Raw genomic sequence first — 19,614 nt, 5'->3', positions numbered from 1 at the left:
GGCGTGGGACAGGGCCTGCTCGTCGCCGGAACCACCTCCGACGCCGGGAAAACCGTGGTGACCACCGGGATCTGCCGGGCGCTGGCCCGACGCGGGTTGTCGGTCGCGCCGTTCAAGGCGCAGAACATGTCCAACAACTCGATGGTGGCCCTCGACCCGGACACCGGTGAGGGCGTGGAAATCGGCCGCGCGCAGTGGATCCAGGCGGTGGCCGCCCGCGCGACGCCCGAGGCCGCGATGAATCCGGTGCTGCTCAAGCCCGGCAGCGATCGTCGCAGCCACGTCGTCGTGCTCGGCCGCCCCGCGGGGCACCTCGAGGCCGGCGAGTTCGCGGGCGGGCGACGACATCTCGCCGACGCCGCGTTCACTGCATTCGACGACCTGCGCGCCCGCTTCGACGTCGTGGTCTGCGAGGGCGCCGGCAGCGCCGCCGAGATCAACCTGCGGGCCCACGACTACGTCAACATGGGTCTGGCCCGGCACGGCGACCTGCCGACGGTGCTCGTCGGCGACATCGACCGCGGCGGGGTGTTCGCCGCCATGTACGGCACCCTCGCCCTGCTCGACGCGCCCGACCAGGCCCTCGTCCGCGGATTCGTGATCAACAAGTTCCGCGGCGATGTCGGGCTGTTGCGGCCCGGCCTCGACACGCTCGAAGAGATCACCGGCAGGCCGGTTCTCGGTGTCCTGCCGTGGCAGCGCGACCTGTGGCTGGACTCGGAGGACTCGCTGGCCCTGTCGTCGCGACCCGCCCACGACGGCGCCGGCGCGCTCACCGTCGCGGTGGTGATGCTGCCCCGGATCAGCAACTTCACCGACGTCGACGCCCTGTGCCTCGAGCCGGACGTGCGGGTGCGGTTCGTCGACGACCCCCGCGCCGTCGCCGGTGCCGACGTGGTGATCCTGCCCGGTACGCGCGCCACCCTCGCCGACCTCGCGTGGCTGCGCGGTCGCGGCCTCGACACCGCCGTCGCCGACCACGCCCGTCGTGGGGGCGTGGTGCTCGGCATCTGCGGCGGATTCCAGATGCTCGGCCGGCGGATCGCCGATCCGCACGGCGTCGAAGGCACGCGCGATGCGTGCGTGGACGGGCTCGGATTGCTGGACGTGCACACCCGTTTCGAACCGGAGAAGGTGCTGCGGCTGCCGACCGGGACGGCGCTCGGGGTCCCCGCCTCGGGTTACGAGATCCACCACGGCCGCATCTCCCGCGGCGGCGACGAGGAGTTCCTCGGCGGCGCCCGGGCGGGAACGGTGTTCGGCACCATGTGGCACGGCAGCCTCGAGGCCGACGCCCTGCGCACCGCCTGGCTCCGCGAGGTCGCCGCACTCACCGGCCGCGACGTCGCCACCGGCACCGTCGGCTTCCACGACGCACGCGAGGCCCGCCTCGAGGTGCTCGCCGACATGATCGAGGAGCACCTCGACGTCGACACCCTGCTCGGGATGCTGGGGGACCGGCCCGCGCTGCCCACCCTGACCGGCGGCCTGGCATGACGGTGCTCGTTCTCGGTGGCACCGGAGAGGCCCGGGCGCTCGCCGCTCGTCTGGAGACCGCGGGGGTGGCGTACCTGTCGTCGCTCGCGGGACGGGTACGCAACCCGCGGCTGCCGGTGGGCGAGGTTCGGATCGGCGGTTTCGGGGGCGTCGAGGGACTGCAACAGTACCTGCGCGGCAACGGGATCGACCGGGTCGTCGATGCGACGCACCCGTTCGCCGCGCGGATCAGCGGCAACGCCGCGACCGCGTGCGCGGCGGCCGGGGTGCCGCTGCTGCGCCTCGCGCGGCCGGGCTGGACCGGCACCGCCGACTGGACGTGGGTCGACGACCACGACGCCGCGGCCGTGGCAGCGGCCGGGGGCACGAGCGTGTTCCTGAGCACGGGACGTCAGACCCTCGACCGCTTCCTCGGCCCCCTCGCGCGGCACCGTGTCCTCGTGCGGGTGGTCGAACCGTTGGACCTCGACGTGCCGGACTCGTGGACGGTGCTGCTCGCCCGGGGCCCCTACACGCTCGACGGCGAGCGGGCGCTGCTCGCCGGCCACGGCGTCGACGTGCTCGTCACGAAGGACTCCGGCGGGGACCTGACCCGCGCCAAGCTCGACGCCGCGGCCGAACTCGGCGTGCGGGTCGTCGTCGTGCGCCGACCGCCGTCGCCGCCGGGGGTGCCGACGGTGACGACGGTCGCCGACGCCGTCGCCTGGGCCGCCGAGCCGCTCGCGAAATAGACACCCGCGCATCTAATTTCGCGCGCGTACGTCCGCGGGCCGCGCCGATCTGCGGCGTCAGACCTGTGGGCCCTCGGCGCGCAGGTCGTCGACCTTGCGCATCGCCTCGCGGAGCTCGGCGAGCCACTGCTCGCTGTGCGTGCCGACGAGCTTGATGCACCAGGCGAGCGCGTCGGAACGCGACCGGGCGACGCCGGCGTCGACGAGGGTGTCGAGGACCTTGCGCTCGGGCTGGCGCAGCCGGGTCATCACCGGAACGGCCAAGTGGGTGAACAACACCCGGCGATCGCCGAGGGTGACGCCCCAGGCGACCTTCCGGCCGTAGCGGGCCTCGGCCTCGTCGGCGATGCGCATGCGGTCCGGGCGGGTGCTCTCCCGGAAGCGGGCGATGCGCCCGTCGACGGCCGCGGCGCCGGCGTCCTCGGGCGGGGGGAGTTCCCCGACGACGACGATCTCCTCGCGGTCGACCTCGATGGTGGCGGGGCCGGTGAACCAGTCGTCGGGCAGTCGTCCGGAGAACCACTCGGTGGCGTCGCTCGCATCGGGGACGTCGGCCTGCTGCCAGCCGCCGGGGCGTCCGAAGCGGGGTCCGTGCATGTGGGGGGTGTGTCGCATGTCGTCCTCCTCGGGACGAAGGGTGTTTCACTGATTACAGTGTTACACCTCTTACGTGATGCGCGCCACATCCCTGGTCGCGACCGTGAGGACAGTGCACACCGCCAGCGCTCCCACGCCGACCCGCGCGGCGAGCCGCACCGCACGCCCCAGGTCCGCCGGCTGCGGCGGCGGACCGTCACCGAGAGTGCCGCGGTCCTCGACGACACCGTGATAGACGTTCACCCCGCCCAGCGTGACCCCCAGCGCCCCGGCGAACGCGGCCTCCACCGGACCCGCATTCGGGCTCGGGTGCCGGTGGGCGTCCCGGCGCCAGGCCCGCAGCGCCGCACCCGGCCGGCCGCCCAGGCCGACCGCGAGCAGCGCCGACAGCCGCGCCGGAGCCAGATTGAGCACGTCGTCGAACCGGGCCGACGCCCAGCCGAACCGCTCGTGACGGGGCGTGCGGTGGCCCACGCGGGCGTCGAGGGTGTTCGCGGCCCGGTAGCCGAGCAGACCCGCCGGCCCGGCCACCGCACCCCAGAGCAGCGGCGCGACCACCGCATCGGACGTGTTCTCCGCGAGCGACTCGAGCGTGGCGCGGGCGACGCCGGCGGCGTCGAGCTGCGACGGGTCGCGGCCGACGAGGTGGGTGACCTGCCGTCGCGCGGCGGGCAGATCCCCACGGCGCAGCTGGCCGTCGATCGTCGTGGCCTCCCGCGCCAGCGAGCGGCCGCCGAGCACGGTCCACGTCGCGGCCGCCGTCACCGCCGTCCGCAGCAGCGGGCGCCGCCGGGTGAGGCGGTCCGCGCCGTAGCCGAGCCCCGTGGCGCCGCCGACCAGCACCACGGTGAACAGTGCCCCGGCCGCCCGGTGATCCGCGTACAGCGCCCGTTCGGTCGCGCGCGCGATCCGGCCGAAGCCGCTCACCGGATGGAACCGGCGGGGATCGCCGAACGCCCGGTCGGCGGCATAGCCCAGGACGAGGCCGGCGGCGCGGGCATTCACGTCGGCCACGCCTCGAGCAGCGCCGCGGTCGTCTGCGGGTCGCGCACCGCGATGCGCACCCAGTCCGCGCCGAGGCCGGGGAACGTGTCGCCGCGGCGCACCGCGAACCCCCGGCCCCGCAGGCGCTCCCGCGTGCCGGCCGGGACGTGTGCCAGCACGAACGGCGCCGCGGACGGTCCGGCCACCGCGACGCCGAGGGCGGTCAGGCCGTCCACGAGGACGGCGCGGTCGGCCGCGATCTGCACGGCGGCCCGCTCGGCCTCGACCGTGGCCGCCGCCGACGCGCACGCGATCATCGCCGCCGCCGCCGGTGTGGACACAGACCACGGTGGCTGGTGCGCGGCCAGTTCGGCGACGATCGACTCGTCACCGAGCACGTATCCGGCGCGGATCCCGGGAATCGCCCACGTCTTGGTGAGCGAGCGGATCACCACGACACCCGGAATCGACTCCCCGGCAAGCGATTCGGTCTCTCCCGGTACCGCATCCATGAACGCCTCGTCCACCACGAGCACCCGCCCGGGGCGCGCCAGGGCCCGCAGCGCGGCAGCCGGGTGCAGCACCCCGGTCGGGTTCGTCGGGTTGCCGACGACCACGAGGTCGGCGTCGTCGGGCACCGGCGCCGCGTCGAGGACGAACCCGTCCTCGGCCCGCAACAGCACCCGGGTCACCTCGTGCCCGGCGACGCGCAGCGCCGCCTCCGGCTCGGTGAACTGCGGGTGGATCACCACCGGTCGCGCCCAGCGGCGGGCGCGGGCGACGAGGGTGAACGCCTCCGCGCCGCCGGCGGTGGGAAGCACCTCGTGCGGATCGCGGCCGTGCCGCGCGGCCAGGGCCGCGCGCGCCGCCCGCGGATCCGGATACCGGTCCAGTTCGGCCAGCGAGCCCGTCAGTGCCGCCTCCAGCCAGTCCGGACGCGGCCGGCGCGCGACGTTGACGGCCAGATCCACCAGGCCGGGGGTCGCCTCCCGGTCACCGTGGTGCTGCAGGTCCGGTGCGGCGGTACGGGTCGTGCGTGGCGGCGGGGGGACCGGCGTCGCGGCCCGCACCGCCTCGGCGAACCGCCGGGCAAGGACCGGATGCCCGGCCCAGTGGGTGTGCAGATAGGACGCGTGCACGGTGGCGGAGGCGAACCCGTCGGGCCTACCGCCCAGCAGCCACGCCGGGTCGCCGGTGGAATCCACGGCGGTACGGTGGAATTCGTGTCCGGTCACCCGCGCGCCCGCCGGGGCGAGCAGCGTGTCGCGGGGCGCGACGGCGGTGCGGTAGCCGAGGGTGAGCCGCGGGGTCATCCGCGCGGACGCGTCGACCGCGCCGATCATCGGAGCGCCGTCCACGTCGCGGCACAGGTACAGCAGGCCCGCGCACTCGGCGACGGTGGGCGTGCCGGCCGCGATCGCGGCCCGCAGATGCTCGCGCAGAGGCGTGTTCGCGGCCAGGTCCGCGGCGTGCACCTCGGGGAACCCGCCGCCGAGGTAGATCCCGGCGGTGCCGTCCGGCAGGCGTTCGTCGCGCAGCGGATCGAAGACGACGGTGCGGCACCCGGCGGCGCGCAGCATCTCCTCGGTCTCGGCGTAGCGGAACGTGAAGGCGCGACCGCCGGCGACCGCGACGACCGGTCCGTCCTCGGCGGACTCGCCCGGCTCCCACGGCTCGGTGGCGAGGACCGGTGCGCTGCGGGCGATCCGCATCACCTCGGCGAGATCGACGCGGGCGGCGATCTGCGCGGCCAGCCGGTCGAGCTGGGCGGTCGCCCCGGCCCGCTCCTGCGCCGGCACCAGCCCCAGGTGCCGCGACGGCGCCGAGATCCCGTCGTCGCGCTGCAGCACCCCGAGCACCGGAACGCCCGTCGCGGCCAGGGCCTCGACCACCTCGTCGGAATGCCGCACCGAACCGGCCTTGTTCAGGATCACCCCGGCGATGCGGACACCGCGGTCGAACGTGGCCATGCCGTGCACCACCGCCGCGATGGAGCGGGAGGCGTGCGAGACGTCGACGACGAGGACCACCGGGGCGCCGAGCACCGTGGCGGTGTGGGCGGTGGACGCGAAACCGTCGGTGCCGAGCATCCCGTCGTACAGGCCCATCACGCCCTCGACGATCGCGACGTCCGCGCCGCGGGCGCCGTGCGTGAGCAGCGGTGCGAGCAGGTCGGTGCCGACGAGGTGTGCGTCGAGGTTACGTCCCGGCCGGCCCGTCGCGAGGGCGTGGTAGCCGGGGTCGATGTAGTCCGGGCCGACCTTGTGCCCCGACACGGTGTGCCCGGCCGACCGCAGTGCGGCCATGAGACCCGTTGCGACCGTGGTCTTCCCGTGCCCGGACGCCGGCGCGGCGATCACCAGCCGCGGCAGCGTCACCACGCTGCCACCCCGAGTGTCACCACGCTGCCGAGTGTCACCACGCGGCCACACCCGAGTGTCACCACTCGATGCCCTTCTGGCCCTTCTGGCCCGCGTCCATCGGGTGCTTGATCTTCGTCATCTCGGTCACGAGATCCGCGGCCTCGATCAACGCCGGATGCGCCCGGCGGCCGGTGATCACGACGTGCTGGTGGCCGGGACGCGCGGCGAGCGTCCGCACCACCTCGTCGGCGTCGATCCAGCCCCAGCCGATCGGGTAGGTGAATTCGTCGAGCACGTACAGCCCGTGCTGCTCGGCGGCGAGCCGGCGCTGGATCTCCCGCCACCCGGCGAGCGCCGCGGCGGCGTGGTCCTCCTCGGTGCCGTCCTTGCGGGACCACGACCACCCCGAGCCCATCTTGTGCCACTCGATCGGGCCGCCCGTCCCGCGCTCGGTGTGCAGGTCGCCGAGGGTCTCGAAGGCGGTCTGCTCACCGAGACGCCACTTGGCGGACTTGACGAATTGGAACACCGCGACCGACCAGCCCTGGTTCCATCCGCGCAGTGCCAGACCGAACGCGGCGGTCGACTTGCCCTTGCCGTCGCCGGTGTGGACCATCAGCAGCGGCCGGTTGCGGCGCTGGCGGGTGGTGAGACCGTCGTCCGGCACGGCGACCGGTTGTCCCTTCGGCATCTACGCGGCCCTTCCTCGGACGACGGTGGTGAGCGCGTCGGCGTGAACCTCGCCGACGGGAACGTGTTCGGCGTGGAGCCGTTCGGCGAGCCGGGCCGCGAGACCCATGCGGAACCGGCCGGTCTCGGAATCCACGACGACCGCGTCGATCCCGGCGGTGGCGATGCGGTCGGCGGCCGCGAGGGACCGGGCCACCGCGTCCGAGCCTGCGGTGGCGCGGCCGTCGGTGACCACGACGAGCAGCGCCCGCCGGTCGGGTTCGCGCAGCCGGTGCCGCCGGATCGTCTCGGCCGCCTCGAGCAGTCCCTCGGCGAGCGGGGTACGCCCGCCCGCCGGCAGCTCTCGCAGCCGAGCCGCGGCCACGTCCACCGAATTGGTCGGCGGTAGGGCGAGCACGGCGCGATCGCCGCGGAAGGTCACCAGACCGACGGTGTCGCGGCGCCGGTAGGCGTCGAGCAGCAGCGACAGGATCGCCGTCTTGACCTGCGTCATCCGCTGCCGCGCCGCCATGGAGCCGGAGGCGTCGACGCACAGCAGCACCAGGTTGGCCTCCCGCCCCTCGACGACCTTCCGCCGCACCTGCCACCCGTGCGCGTTTCCGGTAGTTCCTGCTACCGAAAACGCGCACGGGTGGGCGGCGGTGGCGCGGATGGTGGCGGGCAGGTGGATGGGGCCGGTGTCGGCGCGACGCTCGCCGACCGTGCGGCCGACCGTCGTGCGCGCCCGGGAGCGCCGGCCCGCGGTGCCGCGGCCCGTGCGGTCGGCGGTGAACAGGCGGGTCCGGTAGGGCTCGGCGGGGGCCGCGACGGACGTCGCCGCGCCGGCGCCCGCCGCACGGTCGTCCCGGTCCGGCGTCGCTTCGCCGCCTCCGGGACCGTCGGGACCGGCACCGCCGGGGCCGGGGCCGGGATCGTCCGGGTCGGGATCGTCCGGGTCCGGCTCGGGGGCCCGGTCGCCCAGGAGTTCGTCGAGCAGCGTCTCGTCCATGCCGGGCTCGTCGAAGGGGTTGCGGCGACGACGGTGCGGCAACGCGAGCCGCGCCGCGACCGCGATGTCCTCCCGCGTGACCTCGTCGCGACCCGCCCAGGCCGCGTGCGCGACGGCGGTCTTCGCGGTGACCAGGTCGGCGCGCATCCCGTCGACGTCGAACGCCGCGCACACCTCCGCGATGGCGACGAGCGCGTCGTCGCCGAGCCGCACGTGCGGCAGCCGCTCGCGGGCCGCGGCGAGCCGCCGCGCCAGCTCGGCCTCGGCGTCGGCCCAGCCCGCGACGAACGAGACCGGGTCGGCGTCGAACGCCAGGCGCCGCCGCACGATCTCCGCCCGCACCTGCGGATCGCGCGGCGCGGCCACCTCCACGGTCAGCCCGAAGCGGTCGAGCAGCTGCGGACGCAGCTCCCCCTCCTCCGGGTTCATCGTTCCGACCAGTACGAACCGGGCGGCATGCGAGACCGACACCCCGTCGCGCTCGACGGAGCACCGGCCCATCGCCGCGGCGTCGAGCAGCAGGTCCACGAGATGGTCGTGCAGCAGGTTGACCTCGTCGACGTAGAGCACCCCGCGGTGCGCCCGGGCGAGCAGGCCCGGCTCGTACTCGGCGGTGCCCCCCGACAGTGCCTTCTGCAGGTGCAGGGAGCCGGTGACCCGGTCCTCGGTGGCGCCGACCGGCAGCTCCACGAGCCGCGCCGACCGGGTCTGCGCCGCCGCACCGTGCGGGTGCGGGCCGTCGGGACAGGACGGGTCGGGGGCGGCGGGGTCGCACGCGAACCGGCAGCCGGCGACCTCCGTGACCTGCGGCAACAGCGCGGCCTGGGCGCGCACCGTGGTCGACTTGGCGGTGCCCTTCTCCCCGCGCACGAGCACCCCGCCGATCGACGGCGACACCGCGCACAGGGACAGGGCCAGCGCGAGGTCGTCGGAGCCGACGACGGCACTGAACGGATACACGTGCACTTTCAACCTCCACAGGCTCCCGCTGGGATGTCTTCTCGGCAAACGGAATCGAGGCCGGTATTCGGACTTCCCGGTCGGACGCCGTGCGATCGCCTTCCCGGACCGGGCGGTCCAGTGGCTGCGCGTGATGCGCATGATCGACGACTCCCGGGTCACCGCAGCGGGCCTGTGCCGGATTCACACCGGCTTCCCGATTATCCCCGTGAGGGGCACCTCGATTGTCTTGCCGGCGCCGAGTCTAACCGCACCGGCTAGGGTTCGACGCCATGGGCTCACACATCACCGTCGTCGGCATGGGTGCCGACGGCTGGGACGGCCTGCCGCCCCCCGCCCGCGACGCGGTGCTCGGCGCGCAGGTCCTGCTCGGTGGGCGGCGCCATCTGGCGCTGCTGCCCGAGACCGGCGCCGTCCGCGAGCCGTGGCCGTCCCCGCTGCGCGACGGACTCGACGCGCTGCTCGCGCGGCACCGCGGCCGCACGATCGTGGCGGTCGCGTCGGGCGATCCGCTCGTCTCCGGCATCGGGACCACCCTGATCGACCGGCTCGGCGCCGACGCGGTGACGGTGCTGCCCGCCGTGTCGTCGGTGGCGCTGGCCCGCGCCCGCATGGGGTGGAGCGCCGAGTCGGTGGACGTGGTGACGCTGGTGGGCCGGGACGTGCACGCCGTCCGCCGCGCATTCGGGTGGGGGCGGCGGCTGATCGTGCTCTCCTCCGACGGCTCCACCCCGGCGCGGGTCGCCGACCTGCTGCGCCGAGACGGGTTCGGCGCGAGCACCCTGACCGTGCTGTCGGACCTCGGCGCGCCCGAGGAGGCGCGGCGCACCGCCGCCGCCGACGACTGGTCCGGCGACGCGCCCGCGCTCAACGTCGTCTGCATCGAATGCTCCGGAGCCGAGGGGTATCCCGCGACGCCCGGCCTGGCCGACGACGCGTTCGAGCACGACGGTCAGATTTCCAAACGCCCGATCCGGCTCGCCGCGGTGTGCGCGCTCGCGCCGCGGCCGGGGCAACTGCTGTGGGACGTCGGGGCCGGCGCCGGGTCGGTGGGCATCGAGTGGGCCCGCACCGATCCGCGCTGCCGCACGGTGGCGATCGAACGCGACGAGACGCGCGCCGACCGGATCGGCCGCAACGCCGCGCGGCTCGGCGTCCCGTCGGTCGTGGTGGTGCGCGGCGCCGCCCCCGACGCGCTCGCCGGTCTCGACACCCCCGATGCCGTCTTCGTCGGCGGCGGCGGGTCGATTCCCGGAGTGCTCGAAGCCTGCTGGGCGGCACTGCGTCCGGGTGGCCGTCTGGTCGCGCACGCGGTGACCCTCGAAACCGAGTCGACGTTGGTGCAGTGGTGGAAGACCCACGGCGGGGAGCTGACCCGGACGACCGTGGAACAGGCCGCACCACTCGGCGGGTTCAGCGGCTGGCAGGCGCTGCGCCCGGTGGTGCAGTGGCAGGTGACGAAAGGCGAGAGATGACAGTTCACTTCGTGGGATCCGGGCCCGGTGCGGCCGACCTGCTGACGCTGCGGGCCGCGCGCCTGCTGAGCGAGGCGCCGGTGGTGCTCTACGCCGGCACCTATCTCGACGACGAGGTGCTCGCGCACTGCCGGGACGACGCGGAGCTCGTCGACACCCAGCGCCTGGACCTGGACGAGATCACCGCGCACCTCGTCGACGCCCACCGCCGCGGCCTCGACGTCGTCCGCTTGTGTTCCGGTGACCCGTCGCTGTATTCGGCCCTGACCGAGCAGACGCGCCGGCTCGATGCCGCGGCAGTGCCGTGGGACGTCACGCCCGGTGTGCCGGCCTACGCGGCCGCCGCGGCGACCCTCGGGGCGGAGCTGACCGTGCCCGAGCTGGTGCAGACCGTCGTGCTGACCCGCACGCAGGCCCGCTCGACGACCATGCCCGACACCGAGGCCCTCGCCCGCGTCGCGGGCCTGCGCGCGAGCCTCGTGCTGCACCTGGCGATCACCCGCATCCGCGTCCTCGCCGAGGAGCTGAGCGTCGAGTACGGCGCCGACTGTCCGGCCGCGGTGGTGGCGTTCGCGTCCCGCCCGAACGAGCTGGTGCTGCGCGGCACGCTCGCCGACCTCGCCGACAAGGTCGAGGCGGCGGGACTGAAGCACACCGCGGTGATCGTCGTCGGCCGTGCCCTGGGCGTGCGGTCGGCGGACGTCGCGTGCTCGCACCTCTACGACCCGGCGCGGGACCGCAGCGGCTTCACACGGTGAACCGGAATCCGCGCGCGCCGTGACGGGCGCGGATCCCGGTGTTCCGGGCGAATGTTCAGGGACGCACCGAGCGCGACGTCCACACCGCGCCGGTCGCGGTGACCGCGGTGCCGGACGAGCCCACGAGGATCAGGCACTTCATGTCGATCGCGTCCGGGTCGAGCTTCTCGAGGGTGGTCACCTCGAGCGACTCGCCGGGGCGGCCGACGTCGCGACCGACCACCACGACGGTGTCGGCGGGGCGGTGCCGCAGCAGCACGGCCCGCGCCTGCGCGACCTGCGTGGTCCGCGACCGCGACGCCGGGTTGTAGATGCCCAGCACCAGGTCGGCCTGTGCGACGGCGGTGAGCCGCTGCTCGATCACCTCCCACGGCTTGAGCCGGTCCGACAGGCTCATCACCGCGAAGTCGCCGCCGATCGGGGCGCCCGCCCGCGCGGCGACGGCCTGGACCGCCGACACGCCGGGCAGCACCCGCACCGGGATCTCCGCGAACCGCGGATCCTGCGCGGCCTCGAACACCGCCGAGGCCATCCCGAACACTCCGGCGTCGCCACCCGAGACGACCGCCACCCGTTCGCCGGACAGGGCCAGCTCGAGCGCGACGCGGGCGCGGTCCACCTCGACGGTGTTGCCGGACGCGTGCCGTCGCTGCCCCGGCCGGACCGGCACCCGGTCGACGTAGGGCCCGTACCCGACGACGTGGTCGGCGGCCGCCAGCGCGGCGGCGGCCTCGGGGGTGAGCCACTTCTCGTCGGCGGGGCCGAGACCGACGACGAGCAGCTCACGGGCAGCGACCGCGTCGGGAACCTCGGCGACGACGGGCCGGGACCGGTCGGTGATGTCCCGGTTGCGCGGCGCGCGGTCGCCGGGGGTGAGGATCACCGAGAAGTACGGCACCGCATCGGCGTCGACGTCGGCGACGGGGACGATGCGCTGCCCGCCCATCGACGCGCGCTCGACGTACACCGCGTCGTCGAGCCGGCCCGCCTGGGCGAGCGCGGCGCGGACCGCGGGGAAGGTGCGGCCCAGCTTCATGATCGCGGCGCCGTCGGTGTCGGCGAGACGGCGCGCCAGTTCCGGCTCGGGCAGCGTGCCGGGCAGCACGGTGAGCACGTCGGTGCGCCGCACCAGCGGTTCCGCCGCGGCGGCCGCGGCCGCGGACACCGACGTCACGCCCGGAACCACCTCGGTCGCATAGCGGTTCGCGAGCCGGTCGTGCAGGTACATGTAGGAGCCGTAGAACAGCGGGTCGCCCTCGCACAGCACGACGACGGTGCGGCCGGCGTCGAGGTGCGCGGCCAGGCGCGCCGCGCACTCGTCGTAGAAGTCGGCGATGGCCCCGTCGTAGCCGCCGGGATGGTCGGTGGTGCCGGTGGTGACCGGGTAGACCAGCGCCTCCTCGAGCACCCCCTCCCGGATCAGCCCGGCCGCGATGCCCCTCGCGATGGACCGGCCGTGGGTGCCCGAGTGGTAGGCGATCACGTCGGCCTGCTCGATCAGCCGGGCCGCCTTGCGGGTGATCAGCTCGGGATCACCGGGGCCGAGGCCCACGCCGTAGAACCGTCCGGTGTCGTTCACTCCGCCTCCTGGGCCAGGGCATTGATCGCGGACGACGCCATCGCCGAGCCGCCGCGACGTCCCCGTACCACCAGGTAGGGCAGCTGCAGCGGATGCGCGGCGAGCGCCTCCTTGGATTCGGCGGCGCCGATGAACCCGACCGGCACCCCCACGATCGCGGCCGGCCGGGGGCCGCCGGCGTCGATGAGCTCGAGCAGGTGGAACAGCGCGGTGGGTGCGTTGCCGATCGCGACGACGGCGCCGTCGAGGCGGTCCTCCCACAGCGACACCGCCGCGGCCGAGCGGGTGGTGCCCCACGCCGACGCGAGCTCGGGTACCCGCGGGTCCCGCAGGAAGCACAGCACCTCGTTGTCCGCCGGCAGCCGGGTGCGGGTCACCCCGGACGCGACCATGTGCGCGTCGGTGAGGATCGGCGCGCCGGAACGCAGCGCCGTGCGCGCCGCGGACACCAGGCCCGGGTGGATCGCGAGGTCGCGGGTCAGGTCGGTCTGCCCGCAGGCGTGCACCATGCGCACCGCGACCTTCTCGGCGTCGGCCGGAATCGCGGACAGGTCGGTTTCGGCGCGGATCGTCGCGAACGACCGGACGTAGATGTCGGCGCCGTCGGTGACGTAGTCGTAGCGCCGGGGTGGGGGGGACAGGGTCATGCCGGGTTCCTCGCGAGCAGGAGCGTGTGGGGGAAATTCGGTGCGCCGCAGGATCGTTCGCATCCCACGACGTGCAGGTGGCCGGGTGGCGGCGCATCGGCGACGACGCGCCGGGCCGTGGCACGGGTGTCGCCCCCGGCGAGGCTACACCGCGGCGCGCCGGTGCATGCGGTGGTGCGGGTCCACGGCGACGCGCCGTCGAGGACGAACCCGGCGTCGCGCAGCGGCTGCGGATCGTGCTCGCCGGGCAGGACCAGGCCGCGCCACGGGGTGACGATCACGTCCGGCACGGGCAGCGCCGCCACCATCGCGGGCGAGAGGATGCCCAGCGGGACCAGGACCGAGACGGCTCCGGGCAGGGGGCCGTACGGCGCGGTGTACCGGGTGGGCGGCGGCAGCGGCGCACCACCGCCGAGTTCGGCGCCGGCCTCGGGCAGTCGGTGCACGTGCCAGCTGGTGCCGCGGATCGCCGCGAACCGTTGCGCCAGGTCGACCAGGGTCCCGACGGCCCGCTCGGCCGGCACCACCGGGCCGGAGCGCCGGCCGATCGTGACGCGGAACAGTCCGGGTTCGACGGCCACCGCGGCGAGGTCGCAGCGCAGGGTGGTGACGTCGCCGCGGCCGTCGTCGAGCCCGAAGAGGAAACGCCCCGGCAGCTGCGCCAGGGCGGGCTCGGCGCACAGGGCGGCGTCGAGCGCGCCGATCAGCGGGCGGATGTCGGCGCGGCCGCCGGTGATCCCGGACAGCGGCGAGGCGACGACGTTGCGGACCCGTTCGTGCGCCGGCGCCGGCAGGAACCCGGCCGCCGTCACCGCCTCGACCAGGCCGGCGGGCACCCCGCCGCACTCGTCCAACGCGACGCCCCTGATCTGCAGGTTTCCGCGTGAGGTGAGGTGCACGTCGCCGTCCGCGAAGGCGACCGACGCCTCCGACAGCGCCTGCAGGCCGCCGTCCGGGAGCCGGCCGCCGGGCGCGCGCAGCCGCACCAGCGCGCCGTCGGCGGCGAGGTGGGGGCGCAGCAGACCGGGGCACCGATCCTGGGTGAGCGCAGCGACGGGGGATGCCGCCTGGGCCGGCGCCGGGGGAAGGTCGACCATGGGGGCACATGGTTGCACACGTGCGCTAAGCTCCACCTGCCGTGGTGCTCGGGAAGCCGGTGTGAGACCGGCGCGGCCCTCGCCACTGTGAGCGGGTAGTTGCTCGCCCTCGTCCGAACCGGTCCGCCGGTCCGGAGACCACTGGACGCACGTCCGGGAAGGTCGGCGCAGCAGCGACGATCCGTCAGCCAGGAGACCGGCCACGGCACGGGAAGTCCACGAGGGTTTGGAGACTGAACATGACCGAATTCGTGCTGCGCGGAATCGAACTGCGCAGGACCCGGCCGTGACGCGGCTCGCGCTGCTGTCCACGTCCGACACCGACCTGCTGTCGGCGCTGAGCTCCGACGCCGAATACGCGCTGGGCAATCCGTCGCGCCTCGACGTCGGCACCGAGCTGCCGCGCCTGCTCGACGGCGCCGACCTGGTGATCGTCCGCATCCTCGGGTCGGTGCGGTCCTGGCAGAACGGCATCGACGCGGTCCTGGCGCACGGCGCACCCGTCGTCGTGCTCGGCGGCGAGCAGCTGCCCGACGCCGAGCTGATGAGCCACTCCACCGTCCCCGTCGGCATCGCCACCGAGGCGCACGCCTACCTCGCGCAGGGCGGGCCCGCGAACCTCGCCCAGCTGCACGCCTTCCTGTCCGACACCGTCCTGCTCACCGGCGAGGGCTTCGATCCGCCGGCCGCGCTGCCCGAGTGGGGCAGCCACGCGCCCGCCGCGGCCGATCCCGACCTGCCGAGGGTGGGCATCCTGTACTACCGCGCCCACGAGACCAGCGGAAACACCCGCTTCGTCCGTGATCTCGCGCGGGCGGTCGACGCCACCGGCCGCGCCGTGGCCGTGCCGATCTTCTGCTCCACCCTGCGCGGGGCCCCCGCGGACCTGCTCGCCGAACTCGGCACCCTCGACGCCCTGATCGTCACGGTCCTGGCCGCCGGTGGTACCCGCCCGGCCACCGTCTCCGCCGGCGGCGACGACGATGCCTGGGACGTCGCAGCGCTTGCCGCGCTCGACGTTCCGATCCTGCAGGCGTTGTGCCTGACCTGGGGACGCGACGCGTGGGCCGAATCCGACGAGGGAGTTTCCCCGCTCGATTCCGCGACGCAGATCGCCGTCCCCGAATTCGACGGCCGCATCATCACGGTGCCGTTCTCGTTCAAGGAATTCGGCGCCGACGGCCTGCCGCGCTACGTCACCGACCCCGAACGGTGCCGTCGCGTCGCCGGTATCGCCGTCGCGCACGCCCGTCTGCGGCGCATCCCACCCGCACGGCGGCGCCTGGCGATCATGCTCTCGGCGTATCCGACGAAACACTCCCGCGTCGGCAACGCCGTCGGCCTGGACACGCCCGTCTCCGCGATCCGGCTGCTGCGCGCGCTGCGCGAGCACGGCTACGACCTCGGCGACGGCTTTCCCGGCCTCGACACCGACGACGACGCCGAGGCAGGCAACGCGCTGATCCACGCCCTGATCGCCGCGGGTGGCCAGGACGAGGAGTGGCTCAGCGCCGAGCAGATGGCGGGCAACCCGGTGCGGGTGAGCGCGGCGCGCTACCGCGAGTGGACGGCGGACCTGCCGTCCGAGCTGACCGGCGCGATGACCGAGGCGTGGGGCGAGGCCCCGGGCGAACTGTTCGTCGACCGCAGCGCCGACCCGGACGGCGAGATCGTGCTCGCCACCCTGCAGGCCGGCAACGTGGTGCTGATGATCCAGCCGCCCCGCGGGTTCGGCGAGAACCCGGTGGCGATCTACCACGATCCGGACATGGCGCCGTCGCACCACTACCTCGCGGCGTACCGGTGGGTGGAGAACGGCTTCGGCGCCGACGCCGTCGTCCACCTGGGCAAGCACGGCTCGATGGAATGGCTGCCCGGCAAGAACGCCGGGCTGTCGGCGGCCTGCGCGACCGACGCCGCCGTCGGCAACCTCCCGCTGATCTACCCGTTCCTGGTCAACGATCCGGGGGAGGGCGCCCAGGCGAAACGCCGCGCCCACGCGACCATCGTCGACCACCTGATCCCGCCGATGGCGCGGGCCGAGTCGTACGGCGACATCGCCCGGCTCGAGCAGCTGCTCGACGAGTACTCCAACATCGCCTCGATGGACCCGGCCAAGCTGCCCGCGATCCGCGCCCAGATCTGGACGCTGATCCAGGCCGCGAAGCTCGACCACGACCTCGGTCTCCACGACCGCCCGCACGACGCCGAATTCGACGACTTCCTGCTGCACGTCGACGGCTGGCTGTGCGAGGTCAAGGACGCGCAGATCCGCGACGGTCTGCATGTGCTCGGCACCGCGCCCGTCGGGGAGGCCCGCGTGAACCTGGTGCTGTCGGTGCTGCGGGCTGCGCAGGTGTGGGGCGGCAGGGCGCACGCGGTGCCCGGGCTGCGCACCGCGCTCGGGCTGAAGCCGGATGCGCCGCTCGCCGAGACCGACGCGGTCGAGTCCCAGGCCCGGGCCCTGGTGCAGGGCATGGAGGACGCCGGCTGGCGGGTCGAGCGCGCCGGCACCGTCGTCGAACAGGTGCTGGGACAGCCGGATCCGGAGGTCGAGCGGGTGCTCGCCTTCGCCGCCGAGCAGGTCGTGCCGCGTCTGGCCCGCACCACCGACGAACTCGACGCGGTGCTGCACGCCCTCGACGGCGGCTACGTCCCCGCCGGTCCGTCCGGGTCGCCGCTGCGCGGCCTGGTCAACGTGCTGCCCACCGGCCGCAACTTCTACACCGTCGACCCGAAGGCGGTGCCGAGCCGGCTCGCCTACGACACCGGCGTGGCCCTGGCGAACAACCTGCTCGACCGGTACCGCGCGGACACCGGCGACTACCCGCCGTCGGTGGGCCTGTCGGTGTGGGGCACCTCCGCGATGCGCACCTCCGGCGACGACATCGCCGAGGTGCTCGCCCTGATCGGCGTGCGCCCCGAATGGGACGCCGAGTCCCGGCGGGTGCGCGAACTGACCGTGATCCCCCTCGACGAACTCGGCCGGCCCCGCATCGACGTCACCGTCCGCATCTCCGGGTTCTTCCGCGACGCCTTCCCGCACGTCGTCGCGATGCTCGACGACGCGATCCGCACCGTCGCCGCCCTCGACGAGCCCGACGACCTGAACTTCGTGCGCGCGCACGCCCGCCGCGACGAGGCCGAGCACGGCGACCCCGAGCGCGCGGTCCGGCGCATCTTCGGTTCCCGGCCCGGCTCCTACGGCGCCGGCATCCTGCCGCTCATCGACTCCGGGAACTGGCGCAGCGACGCCGATCTCGCCGAGGTGTACACCGCGTGGGGCGGCTTCGCGTACGGGCGGCACCTGCACGGTGTCGCGGCCGCGGACGACATGCGCGCCAACTACCGGCGGATCGCGGTGGCGGCGAAGAACACCGACACCCGCGAGCACGACATCGCCGACTCGGACGACTACTTCCAGTACCACGGCGGCATGGTCGCCACCGTCCGCGCGCTCACCGGCGCGGACCCGAAGGCGTACATCGGCGACTCGACCACCCCCGACCAGGTCCGCACCCGTTCGCTGGCGGAGGAGACCGCCCGCGTGTTCCGGGCCCGGGTGGTCAATCCGCGCTGGCTCGCCGCGATGCGCCGGCACGGCTACAAGGGGGCGTTCGAGCTCGCCGCGACCGTCGACTACCTGTTCGGCTACGACGCCACCGCCGGCGTCGTCGCCGACTGGATGTACGAAACCCTCGCCCGCACCTACGCGCTCGACCCGGAGAACCAGCAGTTCCTGCGCGAGGCCAACCCGTGGGCGCTGCGCGGCATCGTCGAACGGCTCTCCGAGGCCGCCGACCGCGGGCTGTGGGCCGAGCCGGATCCGGCGACGCTCGCGGAACTGCAGCAGGCCTACCTCGACGTGGAGGGCGACCTCGAGGACCGCGGATGAGAAGGCGGCTGCGGCTGATCGGGATCGGGCCGGGTGGTCCCGACGACCTCACCGTGGCCGCGGTCCGGGCGCTGAACGAGGTGGACGTGTTCCTCGTCGCCGACAAGCAGCGCGGCGTCGACGATCTCGTCGCCGTGCGGGAGGAGATCTGCCGCCGGCACGTCACCGGCGACTACCGGGTGATCACGGTGCCGGATCCGCCGCGCGACCGGGCCCCGTCCGCCTACGGCGCCGAGGTGCGGGACTGGCACGCGGCCCGCGCCGCCGTCTACGAGTCGGTGCTGCGCGAGCAGGTCGCGCCGGACGAGACCGCCGGATTCCTGGTGTGGGGCGATCCGAGCCTGTACGACAGCACCATTCGCGTCGTCGAACGCATCCGCGACCGGGGCGTGCTCGACGTCGACTACGACGTGGTCCCGGGGGTGAGCGCCGTGTCGCTGCTCGCGGCGCGGCACCGGTTGGTGCTCAACCGGATCGGCGGCCCGATCACGATCACGACGGGCCGGTGCCTCGCGCACGAGGTCGCCGCCGGGGGCGACAACCTCGTGGTGATGCTCGACGGCGCGCTCGAATGCGCCCGGCTCGACGGCGACTGGCACATCTGGTGGGGCGCCGACCTCGGCACGTCCGACGAGGAACTCGTCGCCGGCCCGCTGCACCGGGTGCTGCCGGAGATCGAGCGGGCCCGCGCCCGCGCGAAGGCGGCGCGCGGCTGGGTGATGGACACCTACCTGCTACGTCGCGCGGACGGCGTCGGCGCCGGCTCCTGACCGGGTGAGGGGAACGGCGTCGCCGCCCCGCCGGTACGACGCCGCGTACAGGACCCACGCCACGATCGGCAGGACGATGTCGAACCACAGCGGGAATCCGACGTTGCCCGGCTCGGTGTTGTCCTTCGCGAGCCAGAAGTACAGGTGACCGGCGGCGTCGCCGAAGTACTGGACGGTGGTCACGACGATCGTCGCGAGCCAGAACCCGCCGCGGAAGCGGTAGCACAGGATTCCCGCCACGCCGATCGCGAGATCGCCCATGGCGTTCTCGAATTGGAAACCTCCGTCGCCGCGGGTGAATCCGATCATCTCGGCGGTCGCGGGACCGTCGAAGACGTGGAACGCCGCCCCGATCACCGAGGCGACGCCGACCACCGCCACGAGCCACCACACGAGGTAGGTGTCGATACGGGCGGCGCCGTGGCGGTGGCGGGACTGCAGGAAGGCGCCGACGAGGGCGACGACGGCGAGTACGGCGGTCGGCACGGCAACTCCCTTCGCGGGGCAGCCGCATCCGGCCGCTTCACCGGCGAAATGTACGCCGCGCCCGGCCCGTCGCGCAGTGGAACGCCGGGACATCCGC

At 74.3% G+C, this 19,614-nt stretch carries 15 protein-coding genes and 2 riboswitches; of the genes, 6 read left to right on the top strand and 9 right to left on the bottom strand.

Going from position 1 to position 19,614, the window contains the following annotated elements; all coding sequences use genetic code 11:
- Nucleotides 1-3: 3 nt before the first annotated feature.
- Nucleotides 4-1,497 (top strand): cobyric acid synthase, encoded by a 1,494-nt coding sequence (locus tag LZP97_RS14465; protein WP_048772122.1) that lies wholly within the window; start codon nucleotides 4-6, stop codon nucleotides 1,495-1,497.
- The gene (locus tag LZP97_RS14460; RefSeq protein WP_010593210.1) at nucleotides 1,494-2,228 is read left to right on the top strand and encodes a cobalt-precorrin-6A reductase; all 735 of its coding nucleotides are present in this window, start codon (nucleotides 1,494-1,496) and stop codon (nucleotides 2,226-2,228) included. Before LZP97_RS14465 ends, LZP97_RS14460 begins: the two co-directional genes overlap by 4 nt.
- Before the next feature lie 57 nt (nucleotides 2,229-2,285).
- On the opposite strand, the gene LZP97_RS14455 is transcribed toward LZP97_RS14460, so the two are convergent.
- From LZP97_RS14455 to LZP97_RS14435, 5 genes are all read right to left on the bottom strand, one after another.
- The gene (locus tag LZP97_RS14455; RefSeq protein WP_010593209.1) at nucleotides 2,286-2,843 is read right to left on the bottom strand and encodes a hypothetical protein; all 558 of its coding nucleotides are present in this window, start codon (nucleotides 2,841-2,843) and stop codon (nucleotides 2,286-2,288) included.
- A gap of 51 nt (nucleotides 2,844-2,894) precedes the next feature.
- Nucleotides 2,895-3,839: a cobalamin biosynthesis protein gene (locus tag LZP97_RS14450; RefSeq protein WP_017680726.1), complete on the bottom strand. Its 945-nt coding sequence runs from the start codon at nucleotides 3,837-3,839 to the stop codon at nucleotides 2,895-2,897.
- Nucleotides 3,827-6,187, bottom strand: coding sequence for a cobyrinate a,c-diamide synthase (locus tag LZP97_RS14445; RefSeq protein WP_048772300.1), 2,361 nt, complete (start codon nucleotides 6,185-6,187; stop codon nucleotides 3,827-3,829). The genes LZP97_RS14450 and LZP97_RS14445 overlap by 13 nt, the downstream gene beginning before the upstream one ends.
- A gap of 61 nt (nucleotides 6,188-6,248) precedes the next feature.
- Nucleotides 6,249-6,863 carry a cob(I)yrinic acid a,c-diamide adenosyltransferase gene (cobO, locus tag LZP97_RS14440; protein WP_048772124.1) on the bottom strand — a complete coding sequence of 205 codons (615 nt, stop codon included), beginning with the start codon at nucleotides 6,861-6,863 and terminating at the stop codon, nucleotides 6,249-6,251.
- Nucleotides 6,864-8,816, bottom strand: coding sequence for a VWA domain-containing protein (locus LZP97_RS14435; protein ID WP_234574701.1), 1,953 nt, complete (start codon nucleotides 8,814-8,816; stop codon nucleotides 6,864-6,866).
- Between the two features lie 35 nt (nucleotides 8,817-8,851).
- Nucleotides 8,852-9,048: riboswitch (cobalamin riboswitch) on the bottom strand.
- 34 nt (nucleotides 9,049-9,082) lie between these two features.
- Between LZP97_RS14435 and LZP97_RS14430 the strand changes: the two genes are divergently transcribed.
- Entirely contained in the window at nucleotides 9,083-10,285 is a 1,203-nt protein-coding gene (locus LZP97_RS14430; protein ID WP_010593202.1) for a bifunctional cobalt-precorrin-7 (C(5))-methyltransferase/cobalt-precorrin-6B (C(15))-methyltransferase, read from the top strand.
- On the top strand, nucleotides 10,282-11,043 hold the full coding sequence (locus tag LZP97_RS14425; protein WP_010593201.1) for a cobalt-precorrin-4/precorrin-4 C(11)-methyltransferase: 762 nt from the start codon (nucleotides 10,282-10,284) through the stop codon (nucleotides 11,041-11,043). Before LZP97_RS14430 ends, LZP97_RS14425 begins: the two co-directional genes overlap by 4 nt.
- Before the next feature lie 55 nt (nucleotides 11,044-11,098).
- Here LZP97_RS14425 and LZP97_RS14420 read toward each other — a convergent pair whose 3' ends face one another.
- From LZP97_RS14420 to LZP97_RS14410, 3 genes are read right to left on the bottom strand one after another with little or no spacing between them, the layout of a single operon-like run.
- Nucleotides 11,099-12,622 carry a precorrin-2 C(20)-methyltransferase gene (locus LZP97_RS14420; RefSeq protein ID WP_010593200.1) on the bottom strand — a complete coding sequence of 508 codons (1,524 nt, stop codon included), beginning with the start codon at nucleotides 12,620-12,622 and terminating at the stop codon, nucleotides 11,099-11,101.
- Entirely contained in the window at nucleotides 12,619-13,269 is a 651-nt protein-coding gene (locus tag LZP97_RS14415; protein ID WP_010593199.1) for a precorrin-8X methylmutase, read from the bottom strand. Before LZP97_RS14415 ends, LZP97_RS14420 begins: the two co-directional genes overlap by 4 nt.
- Nucleotides 13,266-14,366: a cobalamin biosynthesis protein CobG gene (locus LZP97_RS14410; RefSeq protein WP_010593198.1), complete on the bottom strand. Its 1,101-nt coding sequence runs from the start codon at nucleotides 14,364-14,366 to the stop codon at nucleotides 13,266-13,268. The genes LZP97_RS14415 and LZP97_RS14410 overlap by 4 nt, the downstream gene beginning before the upstream one ends.
- Nucleotides 14,367-14,391: 25 nt before the next feature.
- A riboswitch (cobalamin riboswitch) is annotated at nucleotides 14,392-14,585 on the top strand.
- 67 nt (nucleotides 14,586-14,652) lie between these two features.
- On the opposite strand from LZP97_RS14410, the gene cobN reads away from it, so the two are divergent.
- Nucleotides 14,653-18,261, top strand: coding sequence for a cobaltochelatase subunit CobN (gene cobN / locus LZP97_RS14405; RefSeq protein WP_040270659.1), 3,609 nt, complete (start codon nucleotides 14,653-14,655; stop codon nucleotides 18,259-18,261).
- A complete protein-coding gene (cobF, locus tag LZP97_RS14400; protein ID WP_010593196.1) occupies nucleotides 18,258-19,031 on the top strand; it encodes a precorrin-6A synthase (deacetylating) in 774 nt (257 codons plus the stop codon). The genes cobN and cobF overlap by 4 nt, the downstream gene beginning before the upstream one ends.
- Here cobF and LZP97_RS14395 read toward each other — a convergent pair.
- Nucleotides 18,996-19,517, bottom strand: coding sequence for a DUF6790 family protein (locus LZP97_RS14395; RefSeq protein ID WP_010593195.1), 522 nt, complete (start codon nucleotides 19,515-19,517; stop codon nucleotides 18,996-18,998). The genes cobF and LZP97_RS14395 overlap by 36 nt on opposite strands.
- Nucleotides 19,518-19,614 lie beyond the last annotated feature (97 nt).

Origin of the sequence: Rhodococcus sp. DMF-1, assembly GCF_021441945.1 — a bacterium.
GTDB classification, from domain to species: Bacteria; Actinomycetota; Actinomycetes; order Mycobacteriales; family Mycobacteriaceae; genus Rhodococcus; species Rhodococcus ruber.
This window is presented reverse-complemented; position numbering and strand designations above follow the sequence as displayed.